12 protein-coding genes are annotated in these 18,652 nt (G+C 73.4%); 6 read left to right on the top strand and 6 right to left on the bottom strand.

Features of this window, described 5'->3' with window-relative positions; all coding sequences use genetic code 11:
* The first annotated feature begins 171 nt into the window (after positions 1–171).
* Positions 172–963, top strand: coding sequence for a metal-dependent hydrolase (locus ACIQ9E_RS26545; protein WP_403711142.1), 792 nt, complete (start codon positions 172–174; stop codon positions 961–963).
* A gap of 395 nt (positions 964–1,358) precedes the next feature.
* On the top strand, positions 1,359–1,613 hold the full coding sequence (locus tag ACIQ9E_RS26550) for a hypothetical protein (protein ID WP_403711144.1): 255 nt from the start codon (positions 1,359–1,361) through the stop codon (positions 1,611–1,613).
* A 254-nt stretch (positions 1,614–1,867) separates the two neighbouring features.
* On the opposite strand, the gene ACIQ9E_RS26555 is transcribed toward ACIQ9E_RS26550, so the two are convergent.
* The 4 genes from ACIQ9E_RS26555 to ACIQ9E_RS26570 form a co-directional block, all read right to left on the bottom strand.
* Positions 1,868–3,649 (bottom strand): ABC transporter ATP-binding protein, encoded by a 1,782-nt coding sequence (locus ACIQ9E_RS26555; RefSeq protein ID WP_403711263.1) that lies wholly within the window; start codon positions 3,647–3,649, stop codon positions 1,868–1,870.
* 53 nt (positions 3,650–3,702) lie between these two features.
* Entirely contained in the window at positions 3,703–5,532 is a 1,830-nt protein-coding gene (locus tag ACIQ9E_RS26560; RefSeq protein WP_403711265.1) for an ABC transporter transmembrane domain-containing protein, read from the bottom strand.
* A 182-nt stretch (positions 5,533–5,714) separates the two neighbouring features.
* On the bottom strand, positions 5,715–7,196 hold the full coding sequence (locus tag ACIQ9E_RS26565) for a Gfo/Idh/MocA family protein (RefSeq protein WP_403711146.1): 1,482 nt from the start codon (positions 7,194–7,196) through the stop codon (positions 5,715–5,717).
* A 675-nt stretch (positions 7,197–7,871) separates the two neighbouring features.
* The gene (locus ACIQ9E_RS26570; protein ID WP_403711148.1) at positions 7,872–8,318 is read right to left on the bottom strand and encodes a MarR family winged helix-turn-helix transcriptional regulator; all 447 of its coding nucleotides are present in this window, start codon (positions 8,316–8,318) and stop codon (positions 7,872–7,874) included.
* Positions 8,319–8,438: 120 nt separating this feature from the next.
* Between ACIQ9E_RS26570 and ACIQ9E_RS26575 the strand changes: the two genes are divergently transcribed.
* Positions 8,439–10,247, top strand: a complete 1,809-nt coding sequence (locus ACIQ9E_RS26575; RefSeq protein ID WP_403711150.1) for an ABC transporter ATP-binding protein — start codon at positions 8,439–8,441, stop codon at positions 10,245–10,247.
* Positions 10,248–10,337: 90 nt separating this feature from the next.
* On the opposite strand, the gene ACIQ9E_RS26580 is transcribed toward ACIQ9E_RS26575, so the two are convergent.
* On the bottom strand, positions 10,338–11,429 hold the full coding sequence (locus tag ACIQ9E_RS26580) for an FAD-dependent oxidoreductase (RefSeq protein WP_403711152.1): 1,092 nt from the start codon (positions 11,427–11,429) through the stop codon (positions 10,338–10,340).
* Between the two features lie 78 nt (positions 11,430–11,507).
* Positions 11,508–12,866, bottom strand: coding sequence for an NADP-specific glutamate dehydrogenase (gene gdhA, locus ACIQ9E_RS26585; protein ID WP_403711154.1), 1,359 nt, complete (start codon positions 12,864–12,866; stop codon positions 11,508–11,510).
* Positions 12,867–13,244: 378 nt separating this feature from the next.
* Between gdhA and ACIQ9E_RS26590 the strand changes: the two genes are divergently transcribed.
* From ACIQ9E_RS26590 to ACIQ9E_RS26600, 3 genes are all read left to right on the top strand, one after another.
* Positions 13,245–14,120: a hypothetical protein gene (locus ACIQ9E_RS26590; RefSeq protein ID WP_403711156.1), complete on the top strand. Its 876-nt coding sequence runs from the start codon at positions 13,245–13,247 to the stop codon at positions 14,118–14,120.
* Positions 14,120–16,246 carry a bifunctional serine/threonine-protein kinase/ABC transporter substrate-binding protein gene (locus tag ACIQ9E_RS26595; protein WP_403711158.1) on the top strand — a complete coding sequence of 709 codons (2,127 nt, stop codon included), beginning with the start codon at positions 14,120–14,122 and terminating at the stop codon, positions 16,244–16,246. Before ACIQ9E_RS26590 ends, ACIQ9E_RS26595 begins: the two co-directional genes overlap by 1 nt.
* 143 nt (positions 16,247–16,389) lie before the next feature.
* On the top strand, positions 16,390–18,582 hold the full coding sequence (locus ACIQ9E_RS26600; RefSeq protein ID WP_403711160.1) for a bifunctional serine/threonine-protein kinase/ABC transporter substrate-binding protein: 2,193 nt from the start codon (positions 16,390–16,392) through the stop codon (positions 18,580–18,582).
* Positions 18,583–18,652 lie beyond the last annotated feature (70 nt).

Below are 18,652 nucleotides of genomic sequence, written 5' to 3' on the forward strand. Positions count from 1 at the left end.
CCGGGGGGTGCCCGGACGCGGAGCGGCCCGGTGGTACGGGGCCGGCGCGGCCGGACCGAACGGGGAGGGACCGGTTCCGCCGGGCCGGCGCGCAGACGACGACACAACGACGGCGATCCGCGGGACGGTCGGCGACGGCCGGGACCGGGGACGGCCGGGGGCGGGGACACCATGATGGGACCGGCACACTCACTGTCCGGAGCGGCGGCGTGGCTGGGGGTGGGGGCCGCGACCGCGGCGGCCGGACACGCCATGCCCTGGCCGGTGCTCGTCGTCGGGGCGCTGATCTGCGCGGGCGCCGCGCTCGCCCCCGACCTCGACCACAAGGCGGCGACGATCTCCCGCGCCTTCGGCCCCGTCTCCAAGGCGCTCTGCGAAATCGTCGACAAACTCTCCTTCGCCGTCTACAAGGCGACCAGGAAACCCGGCGACAAGCGCCGCACCGGGGGGCACCGCACCCTGACCCACACCTGGGTGTGGGCCGTGCTGATCGGCGGCGGCGCGTCCGCGCTGGCCGTGACCGGCGGACGCTGGGCGGTCCTCGCGATCCTCTTCGTCCATCTGGTGCTGGCGGTCGAAGGGCTGCTGTGGCGGGCCGCGCGGGTCTCCAGCGATGTCCTCGTCTGGCTGCTGGGCGCCGCCGGCGCCTGGATTCTGGCCGGGGTCCTGGACCAGCCGGGCAACGGCTCCGACTGGTTGTTCACCGCGCCCGGCCAGGAGTACCTCTGGCTGGGGCTGCCGATTGTGCTGGGCGCCCTCGTCCACGACATCGGCGACTCCCTGACCGTGTCGGGCTGTCCGATCCTCTGGCCGATCCCCATCGGCAACAAGCGCTGGTACCCCATCGGCCCGCCGAAGGCGCTGCGCTTCCGGGCCGGGAGCTGGGTGGAACTGAAGGTGCTGATGCCGGTGTTCATGCTGCTCGGGGGAGTGGGCGGAGCGTCGGCGCTGAACGTGTTCTGACGGGGTTTCTGACGGGGGTGGGTGCGTTGCCCCGGTGCTCCCGGGCCCCGGTACCGGGAGCACACGGGTCGGGGCGTACGGCGCGGCGGCCCTTCCGGCGCCGTTGTCCCGGTCCGCTGTGTCCCGGTCCGGTGCCGTGTCCGGTCCGGTGCCTGTGCGCTCCGGCGACGGACCGGGGGGATCCGGCCCGACTCGGCGGGGCCGCCGGGGCCGCTTCTTCGGGGAGAAATCCGGCAGGGGAAAATTCCGTCACCCGTTCGGTACGGGTTGTCCACAGGGGGTGGCGGAGCGGGACCGTCCGGGCCTACGGTCCGATCAGCCGCCGATGTGGCGGCCCAGTCGTCCCGGCCGCTCCGGCTCCTGTGCCGCCGCGGCCCGCGCACCCGGGAGCGCTTATGCGCCGTCGCCGTCCGACCACGGTCCTGCTCGCCCTCACCGCCTCCACGGCACTGCTGATCGGCGGCGCGGGACAGCTCGCCAAGATGATCATTCCCGACTCGCCGCGTGCCGCGTCCGCCGAGGTGGCCCCGGTACTCATCGGCGGTTTCCTCATCGGCGCGGCCGCCCAGCTCGCGAGCGGCGGCGGCGACGCGGACGCGCCGGACCGGGTCATATCGGCGATGAACAAGGCGGAGCTGGTCGGAGCCTGACGCCGGATCCGGTCCTCCGGCGGTGCCCCGGAGGCCGTCCGGCCGGGTCCGGGCGCCGCGGGCGGCGCCGCGTCGGGTATCGGGCGGCCGGACCGGGCCACGGGCCGGCGGGTGCGCTCATCCGGTGTGCCTTCCGGAGTGCCTTCCGGTGTGCTGGAGGGTCCGGTCCGCGCCCCGGGGGGAACCGGCCGCCGGGCCGGTGGGCGGACGGAGGTCGCCCGTCCTCCGCCCCATCCGGCCCGGGAGCGGTTCCGTCAGCCGTGCCAGGACCGCCAGAGCGCCGAGTAGGGCCCGCCCGCTGCGACCAGTTCGTCGTGGTGGCCCAGTTCGGTGATCCGGCCCGCCTCGACCACCGCGATCACATCCGCGTCGTGCGCGGTGTGCAACCGATGCGCGATCGCCACCACGGTACGGCCCTCCAGCACCCGCGACAGCGAACGCTCCAGCTCCCGCGCGGCCCGTGGATCCAGCAGGGACGTCGCCTCGTCGAGCACCAGGGTGTGCGGATCCGCCAGCACCAGCCGGGCCAGCGCGATCTGCTGCGCCTGGGCGGGTGTCAGCGCCAGACCGCCGGAACCGACCTCCGTGTCCAGACCGTCCGTCAGCGCCCGCGCCCAGCCGTCCGCGTCGACGACGGCGAGCGCATCCCACAGCTCACCGTCCGGTGCCCCGTTCCGCGCCAGCCGCAGATTGTCCCGGAGCGACCCGACGAACACATGGTGCTCCTGATTGACCAGCGCCACATGCTCCCGCACCCGCTCGGCGGACATCCGGGACAGCTCCGCGTCACCGAGGGCGACCCGCCCCGACCGCGGGCCGTAGATCCCGGCGAGCAGGCGGCCCAGCGTCGACTTCCCGGCCCCCGAAGGGCCGACCAGCGCGACCCGGCTCCCCGGCGGTACCGACAGCGATACATCGTGCAGGACGTCGACGCCCTCGCGGTAGCCGAAGCGGACCTCGTCGGCGCGCATATCGCGCCCCTCGGGCCGCAGTTCGGCGTCGCCCGCGTCGGGCTCAATCTCCCGCACGCCCACCAGCCGGGCCAGCGAAACCTGCGCCACCTGCAACTCGTCGTACCAGCGCAGGATGATGCCGACCGGCTCCACCAGCATCTGTGCCAGCAGTGCGCCCGTGGTCAGCTGGCCGATGTCCAGCCAGCCCTTGAGCACGAACACCCCGCCCATCATCAGCACCGAGACGAGGACCACGGTGTGGGCCGTGTTGACCACGGGGAAGAGCACGGAGCGCAGATAGAGCGTGTACCGCTCCCAGGCGGCCCACTCCTCGACCCGCCGGTCCGAGAGCTCGACCCGGCGGCGCCCCAGCCGGTGGGATTCGACCGTGCGGCCCGCGTCGACGGTCTCGGCGAGAGCGGCGGCCACCCCCGCATATCCGGCGGCCCCCGAGCGATAGGCGGAAGGCGCCCGGCGGAAGTACCACCGGCAGGTGACGATCAGCAGGGGCGCGGCGACCAGGACGGACAGGGCCAGCGGCGGTGCCGTGACCGCGAGTCCGGCGATCAGCAGCCCCGCCCACACCACCCCGATGGCGAGCTGCGGCACGGCTTCCCGCATGGCGTTGGCGAGCCGGTCGACGTCGGTGGTGATCCGGGAGAGCAGATCACCGGTCCCCGCGCGCTCCAGCACCCCCGGAGGCAGCCGCACCGACCGGACGAGGAAGTCCTCGCGCAGATCGGCGAGCATCTCCTCGCCGAGCGTCACCCCGCGCAGCGCCACCATCCTGACGAACAGCGTCTGGAGCACCAGCGCGACGGCGAAGAGCGCGATCGTGCGCCCCAGCGGCAGCTCGCGTGCGCCCTCTTCGAGCTGTTCCACCACGGAGCCCAGCAGATAGGGCCCCACCATCGAGGCGAGCACCGCGAGCGCCTGGACCGCGATCAGAGCGGTGAAGGCGCGGCGGTGCCGGCGTATCAGTTCCCCCGCGTAGGACCGTACGGTGGCCGCGCCGGCGACGGGCAAGGTCGTCGCCGACTCGGGGGCCGCCGGATCGTACTCCGGCGGCATCACCCGGAACATGGTCATTCCTCCTGAAGGCTGAAGGTGTGCATGGCAACTGCCGGGCCCGCTGGTCAGGCGGGGACACCGGCGGTCCGTCCGGTGCCGGGCTCCGGCTCACGGGCGACGACGGCCCGGTAGCGGGGCTCGGACCGCAGCAGCTCGCGGTGTGTGCCGACGGCGGCGACGGTGTCGCCGTCCACCAGGACCACCCGGTCCGCCAGGTCGAGCAGCAGGGGCGAGGAGGCGAGGACCACGGTTGTGCGGGTGTCCCGGAGCCGGCGGATGCCCGCGGCGATCCGGGCCTCGGTGTGGGAGTCCACGGCCGAGGTCGGCTCGTCGAGCACCAGCACTTCCGGGTCGGTCACCAGGGAGCGGGCCAGTGCCAGCCGCTGGCGCTGGCCGCCGGAGAGCGACCTGCCGCGTTCCGTGATCGGGGTCTCCATGGGGTCGCCCGCGCCGTGGGTGCCCGTCGCCGCCCGGGCCAGTGCGTCGAGGACGTCGCCGCACTGGGCCGCGCCCAGGGCGTCGGCGGCGGAGACCCGCCCCGACGACGGCACGTCCAGCAGCTCCCGCAGCGTGCCGGAGAGCAGCACCGGCTCCTTGTCCTGGACCAGGACGGCGGTCCGCGCCTCCTCCAGCGGCAGTTCGTCCAGCGGAACCTTCCCGAGGGTCACGGAGGGGGCCGCCGGAGCAGTCGGCGCCGCATCGGGCTCCGGCCCGTCGCCGCCCTGCGCCGGGACGATATCGCCGGCCGGGTGTCCGCCCAGCCGCTCGGCCAGGGTTCCGGCCGCGTCCGGGTCGCCGCAGACGACGGCGGTCAGCAGCCCCTCGGGCGCCAGCAGGCCCGTCACCGGGTCGTACAGATCACCGGTCGGGCTCCCCTGGTCGTGGCCGGTCGTGGTGACCGTCCGCTCCAGCGCCAGGACCCGGGCCGCCCGCTTGGCGGACGGTTTCGAGTACGAGTAGGCCAGGGCGATCTCCTCAACGTTCCGCATCGGGTGCTGGGCCAGCAGTACCGCGCTGTACACCGTGACCAGCTCGCCGACGGTGATCCGGCCGTCGAGGGCCAGCTTGGCCCCGTACGCCACCACTGTCAGCATCAGCGCGCCGGGCAGCAGCACCTGTACGGCGGAGATCAGCGACCAGGTGCGGGCGGCGCGGACGGCGGCGCCGCGCACCTCCTGCGAAGCCTCCCGGTAGCGGTTCAGGAAGAGTTCCTCGCCGCCGATACCGCGCAGTACCCGCAGTCCCGCCACCGTGTCGGCGGCCAGCTCGGTGGCGTATCCGGCCTTCTCGCGCTGGATATCGGCGCGGGCGGAGGCGTGCGGCAGCAGCGGCAGCACCGCCAGGGCGACGACGGGGAAGCCGATGGCGACCACGACGCCGAGCGCCGGCTGGTAGACGACCAGCGCGGCACAGACGATGACCACCGTCGTCGCGGCGGCTACGAAGCGTGACACCGCCTCGACCATCCAGCCGATCTTCTCCACATCGCCGGTCGAAACGGCGACGACCTCGCCCGCCGCGACCCTGCGGGTCAGGACGGAGCCGAGGCCGGCGGTCTTCCGGGCCAGCAGCTGCTGGGTGCGGGCCGCGGCGGTGATCCAGTTGGTGACGGCCGCCCGGTGCAGCATCGCGTCCCCCAGCGCGATGGCGATGCCCAGCCCGGCGATCAGCAGCCCCGCGAGGGCCAGCCCTCCGCCGTCCCGGTCGACCACTGCCTGGACGGCGATTCCGGTACCCACCGCCAGACCGGCGATGGCGAGCTGGTTCAGCAGACCCCAGCCGAGGGCTCTCGCCTGACCGCCGAGCTGATGCCGGAAGAGCCAGACCAGAAATCGCGCGCCCGAACGCACATCAGGTTTACCGGGATCTCTGTAGGGAAGATTGTGGATCTGCATCATGTCCCAGCACAGGTCGAGGGTGGTGCAAACCGTGCAAGGTTCGCTCCACCGGGCCCGATTGCGCAATCGGTTTTCGGGCGTTGTGAGCACCTCCACAGGAGGTCGGGAGCGGCAGCCGCGCCGGGCTCCCGCTCCCTCGGGCCCTCCACCGCACTCGGGTTCAAGAGGGACTCTTCGGATCAGTCCGAAGGTTTGGCCGAATCCACACCCGACCGGGTCCGCCGCCACTCGCCCCGGGTGAAGTCGGGGATCGGCAGCGGAGCGCCCTGGGCCTTGATCGACAGATGGCTCAGCGGCACCGGCGCCGTCCAGACCGCCGCGTCGTACACATCGAAGTCGGGTACCAGCCCGAGACGCATGGTCTGCACGAGACGGAAGAGCATGAGGTAGTCCATGCCGCCGTGGCCGCCGGGCGGATTGGCGTGCTCCTTCCACAGCCAGTGGTCCCAGTCGGCGTACCGTGCGAAATCGCCCCAGCGGTGGTCCGTGTGGTCGGGCTCGACGTAGATCCGCGCCGGATAGTCCTCGAAGACGCCCTTGGTGCCGCCGAGGCTGTTGATCCTGCTGTACGGGTGCGGGGTCGACACATCGTGCTCCAGCCTGATGATCCGGCCCTTGGCCGTCCGCACCATGCTGACCGTGCGATCCGCGGAGACGTACGACTCCTTGAAGCTCGGGTCGCCGGGTGCCATATGCGCCTCGCGGTACTCGGCGAGGCCGAGCGCCGGGGTGCCGAAGCTGGAGATGCTGACGACCCGGTCCCCGCGGTTGACGTCCATATAGTTCGCCACCGGGCCGAATCCGTGGTTCGGATAGAGATCGCCGCGCAGCCTGGTGTGCCAGAGCCGCCGCCACGGCCCCTCGTAGTAGTCCGGGTCGAACATCAGCTCGCGCAGATCGTGGTTGTACGCGCCCGCTCCGTGCAGCAGCTCCCCGAACAGGCCCGCGTGTGCCATCCGCAGGACTCGCATCTCGTTCCTGCCGTAGCAGCAGTTCTCCAGCTGCATGCAGTGGCGGCGGGTGCGCTCGGAGAGGTCGACCAGGGCCCACAGCTCGTCGAGCCGCATGGCGACGGGACACTCCACACCGACGTGCTTGCCGCCGAGGAGCGCGGCCTCGGCCATGGGGAAGTGGGTCTCCCAGGGGGTGGCGACATAGACCAGGTCGAGGTCCCCGCGCTCGCAGAGGCCGAGGTAGTCGTCCTCGCCCTTGGCGTAGACGGCGGGGGAGGGCTGTCCGGCCGCCACGACCTTGGCGGCGGCGCGTTCGCATGCGGCCTTCACCGGGTCGCAGAGGGCGACGACTCTCACCCCGGGCAGGGCGAGGAACAGGTCGATCATGCTGCCGCCGCGGTTGCCGAGGCCGATGATGCCGACCCGTACGGTGCTGCGGCGCTCGAAGGGGACACCGGCCATGGTCCGGCCGCGGCGCGGGGGAGCGGCGGCGTATCCGCCGGCCGCGGATACCTCGTCGGCGGCTTCTGCCGCGGCGGCCGGTGGGGCGGCGAAGGCTCCGGCGGCCCCGGCGGCGACCCCCGCTCCGGCGACCCCGGCGGAGGTCCGCAGCACGGACCGCCGGGTGGGTCCGCCGGAGGGCAGGTGAGAGTCCGGGACATCGTTGTCGTTGCCGGAACCGTGGTCAGGTGTGGCTGCGTCGTTCATCGACCCTCCAGTGGGGGAGCTGATGGTGCGCTGCTGTTACTGAACCTCGGTCAGCACGATGGAGGCTGAGATCGCTGATGCGCAAGAGGGCCGCTGGGGCAGGTGAGTTGGAACCGCGACCGGTGGCCGGTTGGGCGCCCTTGCGGGCCGGGTGGCCGTGCGCTTCGCGGTCGGTGGCCGTGGGGGAGTGTTCCTGAAGGCGATGTGCGGGGCGGAGTGCCGGAGTGGGCGAGGCCGACGGGAACGGGAAGGGGTGCGGAGTAGGGTCGCAGGTCACAGAGGGTGTTCCCCGCGGGTGCGGGGGTGGTCCCATCGACCAAGCCGTCGCGGCGTTCGAAGCGGCGTGTTCCCCGCGGGTGCGGGGGTGGTCCGCGCGGCATGTCGGCGCCGACGGCGCGCACGGTGTGTTCCCCGCGGGTGCGGGGGTGGTCCGAGCCGTCTGGGCAGGCCCGCGGTGCGCGGGGCGTGTTCCCCGCGGGTGCGGGGATGGTCCGGCGCAGGACTACGTGGTTGACCAGGGCGGCCGGTGCTCCCCGCAGGGGCGGGGATGGTCCGGTCTCGGCGGCCGTCTGGACGTACTGGGCGTGGTGCTCCCCGCGCCCGCGGGGATGCTCCCCGCCGGGCCCGGCCCGGTGTCGTGCCGGGCTCGTGGTCCCCGCTCCGCGGGGCTCCGTGTCAGCAGGTGTGCGGGCCCGCGTCCACCAGGGTCGACAGCAGGGCGCCGAAGTCCGCGCGCTGGCGGGGGGTGAGCGGGGACAGGATGTCCTCCGCCGCCGCGCGGCGGGCCTCCCGCAGGGCGCGGAGGGTGGCGCGGCCGGTGTCGGTCAGCTCCACCCGTATCACCCGGCGGTTCTCCGCGTCGGGGGCCCGGCGGACCCGGCCCGCCGCCTCCAGGCCGTCCACCAGGGTGGTCACCGCGCGCGGCACCACCTCCAGACGGGCCGCGAGGTCGGCCATCCGCGGCGGCCGCTCCTCCTGGGCGAGGGCGCGGAGCAGCCGTGACTGCGCGGGTGTGATCACCACTCCGGCCGACTCCAGCCTGCGCTGCTGACTGCGGTGGATCCGCCGGCTCAGCCGCAGCAGCTGCTCGGCCAGCAGGCCGTCGGGCTCGGGTGTGGTCATACGGGAACAATATCAGGATGTTATTCATTGTGCACATAGGTAACTATGAACTATGCTCGCTTTGCCGTCGTGTCGGACGGCGACCCGGGCGGGCCCGGTGCCGGGCCGCGGAGGGAGACCATGCGCCACGAAACGTCCAGCTGGACACCCCCGGCTCGTACGCCGGATCAGCCGCCCGCGCAGGTGCGGCGGATCCTCCGGCTCTTCCGTCCCTACCGGGGCCGGCTCGCCCTCGTCGGGCTGCTCGTCGGCGCGTCGGCGCTGGTCTCCGTCGTCACCCCGTTTCTGCTGAAGGCCGTTCTCGACACCGCGATCCCGCAGGGCCGCACCGGACTCCTCGGCCTGCTGGCCCTCGGCATGATCCTCGCCGCCGTGCTCAACAGCGTCTTCGGGGTGCTCCAGACGCTGATCTCGACCACGGTCGGCCAGCGCGTGATGCACGATCTGCGGACCGCCGTCTATGCCCGGCTCCAGCAGATGCCCCTGGCCTTCTTCACCCGGACGCGCACCGGCGAGGTCCAGTCCCGGATCGCCAATGACATCGGCGGGATGCAGGCGACCGTCACCTCCACCGCCACCTCCCTGGTCTCCAACCTCACGGCCGTGGTCGCGACCGTCGTCGCCATGCTCGCGCTCGACTGGCGGCTCACGGTGGTCTCGCTGCTCCTGCTGCCGGTGTTCGTCTGGATCAGCCGACGGGTCGGCCGCGAGCGCAAGAAGATCACCACGCACCGGCAGAAGCAGATGGCGTCGATGGCCGCCACGGTGACGGAGTCCCTCTCGGTCAGCGGCATCCTTCTGGGGCGCACCATGGGGCGGGCCGACTCGCTGACCCGCTCCTTCGAGCGGGAGTCCGAGCAGCTCGTCGATCTGGAGGTCCGGTCCAGCATGGCCGGGCGCTGGCGGATGGCCGTGATCGGCATCGTCATGGCGGCGATGCCCGCCGTCATCTACTGGGCCGCAGGTCTGGCCCTGACCCACGGCGGGGCGGCGATCTCCATCGGGACCCTGGTCGCCTTCGTCTCCCTCCAGCAGGGGCTGTTCCGGCCCGCGGTCAGCCTGCTCTCCACCGGGGTGGACATGCAGACGTCGCTCGCCCTGTTCCAGCGGATCTTCGAATATCTCGACCTGCCGGTGGACATCACCGAGCCCGAGCGGCCCGTCAGACTGGAGAAGACCCGTGGCGAGGTCCGCTTCGAAGGGGTCCGCTTCGGGTACGAGGCCGGGCAGCCCCCGACGCTCGACGGTATCGACATCACCGTTCCGGCGGGCCGCAGCCTCGCGGTGGTGGGCCCCACGGGTTCCGGCAAATCGACCCTGAGCTATCTCGTACCCCGGCTGTACGACGTGACCGGCGGCCGGGTCACCCTCGACGGCGTCGACGTCCGCGACCTCGACTTCGACAGCATCGCCCGGTCCGTCGGCGTCGTCTCCCAGGAGACGTACCTCTTCCATGCCTCCGTCGCCGAGAACCTGCGCTTCGCCAAACCCGACGCCACCGACGCCGAGCTGGAGACGGCGGCCCGCGCCGCCCAGATACACGACCACATCGCCGGTCTCCCCGACGGCTACGACACCTTGGTGGGCGAGCGCGGCTACCGCTTCTCGGGCGGTGAGAAACAGCGGCTGGCCCTGGCCCGGACGATTCTGCGGGACCCGCCCGTACTCGTCCTCGACGAAGCGACCAGCGCCCTCGACACCCGTACCGAACACGCCGTGCAGCAGGCCATCGACGCGCTCTCGGCGGGGCGCACCACGATCACCATCGCCCATCGGCTGTCGACCGTCCGGGACGCGGACGAGATCGTGGTCCTCGACGCCGGCCGGATCGCCGAACGGGGCACGCACGACGAACTGCTGGCGCTGGAGGGCCGCTACGCCGAGCTGGTCCGCGGCGCTGCCCGGGAGGCCGTACCGGCGGTGCCGTGACCCTTCCCGCCGCCCCCGCCGGGGCGCGCGGCCGGGTTCGCGACGCGCGGAGCGGGCGAACGGGCCCGCCCGGGACCCGCCCCGGGCCGTTCAGCCCGACGGTACGAGCGAGGGCTCGCGCTCCAGGAGCTTCCGGATCTCCGTGACCGCGGCCCGCCCGGCCCGGTTGGCGCCGATCGTCGAGGCGGACGGCCCGTATCCGACCAGATGGATCCGCTCGTCACGGACCGCGCGTGTGCCGTCCATCCGGATCCCGCCGCCCGGCTCCCGCAGCCGCAGCGGCGCCAGATGCTCCAGGGCCGCCCGGAAGCCGGTCGCCCAGACGATGGCGTCCGCGTCGACGATCCGGCCGTCGTCCCAGGCCACCCCGGTGGGTGTGATCCGGTCGAACATCGGCAGCCGGTCGAGCACCCCGTTCGCCCGTGCCTCGCGGATCGCGTCCGTCAGCGGCAGCCCGGTCACGGACACCACGCTCCGCGGCGGCAGCCCGTTCCGTACCCGCTCCTCGACCAGGGCCACCACCGAGCGGCCCGCGTTCTCGTCGAAGGGCCCCTCCCGGAAGACCGGCGGCCGCCGGGTCACCCAGGTGGTCGCGGCGGCGTGTTCCGCCAGCTCCATCAGATGCTGCGTCCCCGACGCCCCGCCGCCGACGACCACGACCCGCTGCCCCGCGAACTCCACGGGCCCCGGATACCCCGCCGTGTGCACCTGACGCCCCCGGAAGGTCTCCTGCCCCGGATAGCGCGGCCAGAAGGGCCTGTCCCAGGTCCCGGTGGCGTTGATCAGCGCCCGCGCCGACCAGTTCCCCGCCGGCGACTCCACGAGCAGCCGCCCGCCCTCGCCCTCCCGGACCGCCGTCACCTCCACCGGCCGCCGCACCCGCAGCCCGAACCGCTCCTCGTACTCCCGGAAGTACTCGCTGATCACCTGGGACGACGGCCGGTCCGGATCCGCCCCGGTCAGCTCCATGCCCGGCAGCGCGTGCATACCGTGGACCCTCCCGTACGTGAGGGAGGGCCAGCGGAACTGCCAGGCGCCGCCGGGCCCGGGGGAGTGGTCGAGCACCACGACATCCCGGTCCGGCACCAGCCCGATCCGCCGCAGATGGTAGGCCGCCGACAGCCCGGCCTGTCCGGCACCGACGACGGCCACATCCACATTCCGCGCCCCAGAGTCGTTCATGTTTCTACCAACCCCGGGGGGCCGGTCCCTCTTCCCTCGCGGTCCCCGGCGCATCCGCCGGGGACCGTCAGGGGAGGGTCAGATGACGCCCTGCGCCAGCATGGCGTCGGCGACCCGTTCGAAGCCCGCGATATTGGCGCCCGTCACATAGTCGCCGGGGGCGCCGTACCGTTCGGCGGTTCCGTGGCAGGTGGCGTGGATGTCGTTCATGATGTGCGTCAGCTCGTCCTCGACGCGCTCGGCCGGCCACGACGTACGGGCATGGTTCTGCGCCATCTCCAGGGCACTGACCGCGACCCCGCCCGCGTTGGCCGCCTTCCCGGGGCCGAAGGCGACGCCCGCCTGCTGAAAGAGCTGGACGGCCGCGGGCGTCGTCGGCATGTTCGCGCCCTCCGACACCGCCTTCACCCCGTTGCGGATCAGCGCGGCCGCGGCGCTCTCGTCCAGCTCGTTCTGCGTCGCCGACGGCAGCGCGAGGTCCCCGGGGACCTCCCAGACGAGACCGCCGGGCACAAAGCGGGCAGAGGGGCCCCGGCGCTCGGCATACGTACCGATACGGCCCCGCTCCACCTCCTTGACCTGCTTGAGCAGCGCCACGTCGATGCCCTTCTCGTCCACGACGTACCCGGAGGAGTCCGAGCAGGTCACCGGGTTGGCACCCAGCGCGATGAGCTTCTCGACCGTATGGATTGCGACATTGCCGGACCCGGAGACCACCGCCGTCTGCCCCTCCAGATCCTCGCCGCGCTCACGCAGCATCGCCGCCGTGAACAGCACGTTCCCGTATCCGGTCGCCTCCGGGCGGATCAGCGAGCCGCCCCAGCCCCGGCCCTTGCCGGTGAGCACGCCCGCCTCCCAGCGGTTGGTGATACGCCGGTACTGGCCGAAGAGGAAGCCGATCTCCCGGCCGCCGACGCCGATATCCCCCGCGGGCACATCCGTGTGCTCGCCGATGTGCCGGTGCAGCTCCGTCATGAACGACTGGCAGAACCTCATCACCTCGGCGTCGCTGCGCCCGTGCGGATCGAAGTCGCTGCCGCCCTTGCCGCCCCCGATGCCGAGACCGGTCAGCGCGTTCTTGAAGATCTGCTCGAAGCCCAGGAACTTGACGACTCCCAGGTCGACCGAGGAGTGGAAGCGCAGACCGCCCTTGTACGGGCCCAGTGCGCTGTTGAACTCGACACGGAAACCGCGGTTGACGTGCACCCGCCCCCGGTCGTCCTGCCACGGCACCCGGAAGACGATCTGCCGTTCCGGCTCGCACAGCCGCTCCACGAGCCCGGCCTCGGTGTACTCGGGGCGGGCCGCGAGCACCGGCGCCAGGGTCTCCAGAACCTCGTGGACGGCCTGGTGGAACTCGGGCTGGCCGGGGTTGCGCTGTTCGATCCCGGCCCGGAGGCCGGCCAGTACGTCCTGTACGTCGGATCGCTTCGTCACGGAATGCCTTTCTGGCGCGGCTGTCACCGGATCCGCCCGGGTTCGGCCCGTCGGGCCCGGTCCGCCATGGAGCGCCCGGCGTCGTTGCCGCACGCAGGGCGAAGTGCATGCAGTGCCCATCCAAACATTCCGGCCGGTTCCCCGGACCGGGCATTCACCCTATGAGATCCGGGTCCGGCACGGTATGCCCCGGACGGCGCGAGGCCGGAGCCGGAGCCGGTCGGCGGCGCTTATCCGGAAGCGACTCCGGGAACCCGTGAACTCCGGGAACCACACGGCACCCGGCGAGCATCGCTAAGGGCGCGACCCCGCGCACCAGGATGCGGGGCGCCGCGCATCCGGGGGGACCGGACGGGCACGATGCAAAGGGCGGGGATCGTGACGTATGCGAAGGGCCGGCCGGGGTGGGCAACCCTCGCCGTGTGCGGGGTGCTGCTGACCGGCTGCACCGGCGACGGCGGCGGTGACGCGAAAAGAGGCGGGCAACCGTCCGCGGGTGGCGCGGTGGTCGCGGCACCCGACCCGGCCGTCTCGCCGGTGCCTGCCGTCAAGGAGGCGGATCCGGGACAGCAGCCCCGGACCCCGGCACAGGCCCGGGCGCTGATCGCGAAACTGATCGCCGGGCCCGGGGACTTCACCGCCGGGGTCCGGAAGGCCACACCGTACGAAAACGATCCCGGCACCTGGTCGGTGCTGCGCCGCAACTGCGTCTGGAACCGCGAACGGCTGCCCCGCGACGTACTGGCGACGCTCACCCGGCACTTCGAGTTGCCCCCGGCCGCGGGCAAGGGCCGGGTACGGCTCTCGGCGACCGTGACCGTCCACCGTACGGGCGCGGAAGCGGCCTGGGAGCAGGCCAGGATGGTGGAGGAGGCACTCCACTGCGACGAGCAGGTACTCCGGCAGGGCGAGCGGCTGACCAAGCTGATGCCCCAGCCCGCCCGGCTCGGTGAGGCCGCCAACCTGTACAGCGAGGACTCCCTGATGGAATCGGGGGAGTGCGTCAGCGACGAGCACGGCGGTCCGTACCCGTACACCTGGCAGCAGGTGACGTACGGCTCGATGGTGGCCTCCGCCTCGGTCTGCGGAGGCCGCGGCTACGACCTCCAGCAGTTGATGAAGATCGTGGTCAACGCCGTTCCCACGATGCAGATCAGGGCCCGCGAGGAGTTCGGGCGCGAACCCGTGGCCAAGGCCGGCAGTCCCTCGCCCGGCGGCACGGCGTCGCCGTCCGACGCGAAGGAGGGCGAGTGATGGAACGGCTCCTCCCGTCCGACCCCTCGCGCCTCGGCGCCTACCGGCTGCTGGGCCGGCTGGGCGCGGGCGGCATGGGTGTGGTCTATCTGGCCCGTGCCGAGAACGGCGATCCGGCCGCGGTGAAGGTCATCCAGCCCGAATTCGCGGCGGAGGACGCGTTCCGGGACCGGTTCCGGCGCGAGGTGGCCACGGCCCGCCGGGTGCGGAGCCCCTGGGTGGTACCGGTACTCGGCGCGGATACGGAGGCCGGATCGCCGTGGCTCGCCACGGCGTTCGTCCCGGGCCCGTCACTGGCCGACGCGGTCGCGGAGTGCGGGGCACTGCCCCCGCGGGCGGTGCGGGTCCTGGGCAAGGTGCTGGCCCGGGCGCTGGCCGCGGTGCACGCGGCGGGTCTGGTGCACCGGGACGTCAAACCCGGCAACGTGCTGCTGGCGATGGACGGCCCCCGGCTGATCGACTTCGGTATCGCCCGCTCCACGGCCGCCGAGGCGACCGAACTGACCTCGGCGGGGATGGTGGTGGGTTCGCCGGGCTTCCTCTCCCCGGAGCAGGCGAGGGCGGGCGCGGTCGGGTCCGCGAGTGATGTCTTCTCCCTGGCCTGCGTACTGGCCTACGCCGCCACCGGCCGCCCGCCGTTCGGCTCCGGAGCGGTGGACGCGCTGCTCTACCGCACCGTGCACGGCACCCCGGATCTGGCGGGCATCCAGGACGGAGAACTGCGGGAGCTGCTCGGCCGCTGCCTCGCCAAGGACCCGGCCGAGCGGCCCTCGGCCGCCGCGGTGGACGGGGCCCTGGCCGGGGACGCACCGGAGGGCACCATCGACTGGCTGCCGGATCCGGTGGTGCTGGTGATCGCCCGGCGCTCCGAGGCGATGCTGGCGCTGACGGGCATCGAACCGACGGTCGTACCCGACACCGTCGTACAGCAGCAGCGCCCGCCGGGGCGGCGCCGGTTCCTCACGGCGGCCGCGGGTGGTGCGGCACTGCTGGCGGCGGGCGGCGGGGCGGCCCTGTGGGCCGGACTGCGCGGCGACGACCAGGCGCCCCCGGGCCTTCCGCAGCGGGTCGTCGGCCTGCACGCGGACCTCAGCGGCCCGCAGAAGGCCGAGGGCACCGCGCAGCAGCGGGCCGCGGCCCTGGCCGTCGACGAGTTCAACGCCGTGCCCGGACGGCCGTTCGCGCTCGCCCTCGACGTGGTGGACGACAAGGGCGAGTCCGCCCGTGCCGTGGCGGCGGCCCGCCGGTTCACCGGGAATCCCGGTGTCCTCGCCGTCGTCGGCCCGACCGGATACGCCTCGGCCGTGGCCGCCGTGGAGGTGTACGAGCGGGCCAGGCTGCCGCTCGTCTCGGTCTCCGAACTGTCGCTGGCCGCCGGCAACACCTCACTCCTCGGGTCCCCGAAGTGGTATTACCGGGCCGCCCCGATCCGCCCCTACACCGCCTACGCCACGATGACGGCGCTCTCCGCACAGGGCGCCCGGCGGCCGGGAATGCTGATCGACCGGGTGGGCGGCATCACCCGCTGGGAACTGACCTACCTGGCCAGGATGTCGGCCCGCGGTCTCGCCCTGAACCTGTACATACGAGTGGTTCCGGAACGTGCGCAACCCGACGCCGTCCTCGGCGACATGCTGGGGAAGGGCATCGACGCCCTCTACTACACGGGCACTCCCGAACGGGCCGCCGTGGTGGCCCGCGCTCTGGCCGGCCGCGGCTTCACCCGCCCCCGGTTCCTCGACGCGTCCTCGGCCACGCCGGACTTCACCGCGGCGGCGGGCGCGCAGGGCGAGGGCTTGCAGGCCGTCACCCCGTTCAACGGTCCGGAGGCCGAGCCGGTACGGGACTTCGCCCGCGCCTACCGCGAGCGCTACGGCACCGCTCCGACGGCCGGGGCGGCGGAGACGTACGACGCGATCCGGATGCTGGCCGGCCGGATCACCGCGCTCCGGCCCGGCACCGGCCGCCGGGAGCTGGGCGACGCCCTGCTCAAGGTCCGGTTCGAGGGGCTGACCCAGACCTTCGCATACAACGACAGCCGCCATCTGGAGACCGAGAACGTCCACCACTACGCAGTCCGGAAGGGAGTGTTCGACTACGTCGGCCCGGTGAAGCTGCCCACCTGACGGTACGGCGGAGACGGAGAGCGGGCCGCCCGGCGGACGGCCGGGACGGAAGGCCGCACACACCCGGCGGCGCGGCCGGGACGGAGAGCTGCCCACCCCGGCGGCGGGCCCGGCCACGTACCAGGACAACGAGGAAACGACCTATGCACGCACTGCGTCCCGAGGACCCCGAGTCGCTCGGCGGGCACCGGCTGCTCGCCCGCCTCGGCTCGGGTGGAATGGGCACCGTCTATCTGGCCCGGGCCGGGGACGGGACGCCCGTCGCCCTGAAGGTGATCCGGCCCGAACACGCCGCCGATCCGGCGTTCCGGGCCCGTTTCCGCCGCGAGGTGCAGCTGGCGGCCGGGCTGAAGGGCCCGTGGACGGTCCCGGTGACAGCCGCCGACACCGAGGCCGCCGCGCCCTGGCTGGCCGGTGCCTTCGTACCGGGCCCGTCCGTCGCCGAGGCGGTGGCCCTGCTCGGGGCCCTGCCGGTCCGGACGGTCGCCGTGCTCGGGGCCCGGCTGGCGCACGCACTCGCCGAGGTGCACGCGGCGGGCCTGGTGCACCGGGACGTCAAACCCGGCAATATCCTGCTCGCCCTCGACGGCCCCCGGCTGATCGACTTCGGGATCGCCCGGGGCGTGGGCGCGGCGGTGCTCACCGCCCCGGACGCGGTGGTCGGCACACCCGGGTATCTCGCCCCCGAGCAGACCCGGACCCCCGGGGCCGAACCGGCGCCACCCGGCGACCTCTTCGCACTCGGCTGTGTGCTGGCCTATGCGGCGACCGGGCGGCGGCCGTTCGGGACCGGGGACCCGGGCGCGGTCCTCTACCGTACGGTCCACGAGGAGCCCGATCTCGAAGGGCTGGCCGCGCGGGTGCCGCCGGAGCTGGCCGGGGCGATCGCCGGATGCCTGGCCAAGGAGCCCGCACGGCGGCCCTCCGCCGCCGGACTCCGGGAGATCTGCGAGGCCGCCGGGGGTTCCGGCGGCGAGGACTGGCTGCCGCCGGAGGTGCTGCGGCTGGTGGCCGACCGCTCGGCGCGGGCGCTGGACCCGCCGCCCCGCCCGGTCCCGGCGGCCGCCGAAGTGTCCACCACCGAGCCGCCGACGGTGGGCGCGCCGCCGCGGCCCACCCGGCGCAGGGCCCTGACGATCGGCGGCTCGGTCCTGGCCGTCGCCGCCGCCGGTGCCACCGCGGCCCTGTGGCCGGTGCTCCGCGACCGGGGCGGGCAGCGGGCCGACCGCCCGGTGCCCACGCGTACGATCGCACTCCAGGCGGATCTGTCCGGCCGGACCGGGGACGTCGGCAGGGCGCAGGAGCGCGGGGCGCGGATCGCGATCGCCCGCCACAACGCCCGTGAGGACGTGCCCTTCCGGCTCGACCTCACCGTCCGGGACGACTGGGGGGAAGCCGAACGGGCCGGTGAGGTCGCCCGGAGCCTGGTCGCGGACCCCGCCGTCTGCGCGGTGATCGGCCCCAGCAGCGCGGCCGCCGCCCGCGCCGCCGCAGGGTGGTACACGGAGGCGTCGATGCCGTTCCTCCTCGTCTCGCCGGATCTGGACGAGACCGGGCTGAGCACGGTCTCCGCCCGCACCCTGGGCATCGTCCGGGCGCCCTCCTCGTACCGGGTCCAACCGGTGCTCTCCTATCTGACCCGGGTGGCCGACAGCCGCCGTACGGCCGTCGTCGAGGACACCGCGGCGGCCGCGGCGATCCGGTCCGTGAGCCGGGACCTGCAGGAGGCGCCGCCGAACTCGGACCACGACGGCAGGGTGTCCGTCCATGCGCAGCCCGCGGACCGGGACGCTTTCGCGGCGGTGGTCCGCGAGGCGCTGGACACCCGGCCGCAGGCGGTGGTCTTCGCCGGTACGTCCGCGGTCCGCGCCGCGGCCTGTGCCCGCGCGCTCGCCGCGGCCGGATTCAGGGGAACGAGCGCGGGCTTCGAGCCCGTGATGCGGCCGGAGTTCCTGAAGGCGGCCGGGAGTGCTGCCGAGGGCTGGGTGTTCGAAGCGCCCTACGCCGAGCCGCAGTCGGCCGGCACGAAGGCCGCCCGAGCGTTCACGACCGCCTACCGGGAGAGCTACGGTACGGCCCCGGCCCGCTGGTCCGCCGAAGCCCATGACGCGGTGGGACTGATCGCCACCGCCCTTGTCGCGTTCGGATCGAGGACCTCCGTCGTACCGGGTGAGGTCGCCGAGCGGATCTTCCGCTCCTCCTACGCGGGGGTGGCCAAGCCGCTCCACTTCGTCCAGGACGGCACCCAAATGGTGCAGATGATGTCGTCCTCGTTCCTCTACCGGGCCCAGAAGGGGGCGTTCCGGTATCTGGGCCGCTTCGACCAGCTGACCTGAGGTGGGACGGGACCGGACGGGGCACGGCATCCGGCCGCAAGCCGCGGCGGCCCCGGCCGCCGGCACGCCC

Source organism: Streptomyces sp. NPDC094448 (genome assembly GCF_044763775.1).
In the GTDB taxonomy this organism is placed as follows: domain Bacteria; phylum Actinomycetota; class Actinomycetes; order Streptomycetales; family Streptomycetaceae; genus Streptomyces.

Excerpts from the sequence above, each read along its gene's own strand:
- ACIQ9E_RS26545 (WP_403711142.1), top strand. The coding sequence starts at position 172 with ATGATGGGACCGGCACACTCACTGTCCGGAGCGGCGGCGTGGCTGGGG.
- ACIQ9E_RS26550 (WP_403711144.1), top strand. The coding sequence starts at position 1,359 with ATGCGCCGTCGCCGTCCGACCACGGTCCTGCTCGCCCTCACCGCCTCC.
- ACIQ9E_RS26555 (WP_403711263.1), bottom strand. The coding sequence starts at position 3,649 with ATGTTCCGGGTGATGCCGCCGGAGTACGATCCGGCGGCCCCCGAGTCG.
- ACIQ9E_RS26560 (WP_403711265.1), bottom strand. The coding sequence starts at position 5,532 with ATGCAGATCCACAATCTTCCCTACAGAGATCCCGGTAAACCTGATGTG.
- ACIQ9E_RS26565 (WP_403711146.1), bottom strand. The coding sequence starts at position 7,196 with ATGAACGACGCAGCCACACCTGACCACGGTTCCGGCAACGACAACGAT.
- ACIQ9E_RS26570 (WP_403711148.1), bottom strand. The coding sequence starts at position 8,318 with ATGACCACACCCGAGCCCGACGGCCTGCTGGCCGAGCAGCTGCTGCGG.
- ACIQ9E_RS26575 (WP_403711150.1), top strand. The coding sequence starts at position 8,439 with ATGCGCCACGAAACGTCCAGCTGGACACCCCCGGCTCGTACGCCGGAT.
- ACIQ9E_RS26580 (WP_403711152.1), bottom strand. The coding sequence starts at position 11,429 with ATGAACGACTCTGGGGCGCGGAATGTGGATGTGGCCGTCGTCGGTGCC.
- ACIQ9E_RS26595 (WP_403711158.1), top strand. The coding sequence starts at position 14,120 with ATGGAACGGCTCCTCCCGTCCGACCCCTCGCGCCTCGGCGCCTACCGG.
- ACIQ9E_RS26600 (WP_403711160.1), top strand. The coding sequence starts at position 16,390 with ATGCACGCACTGCGTCCCGAGGACCCCGAGTCGCTCGGCGGGCACCGG.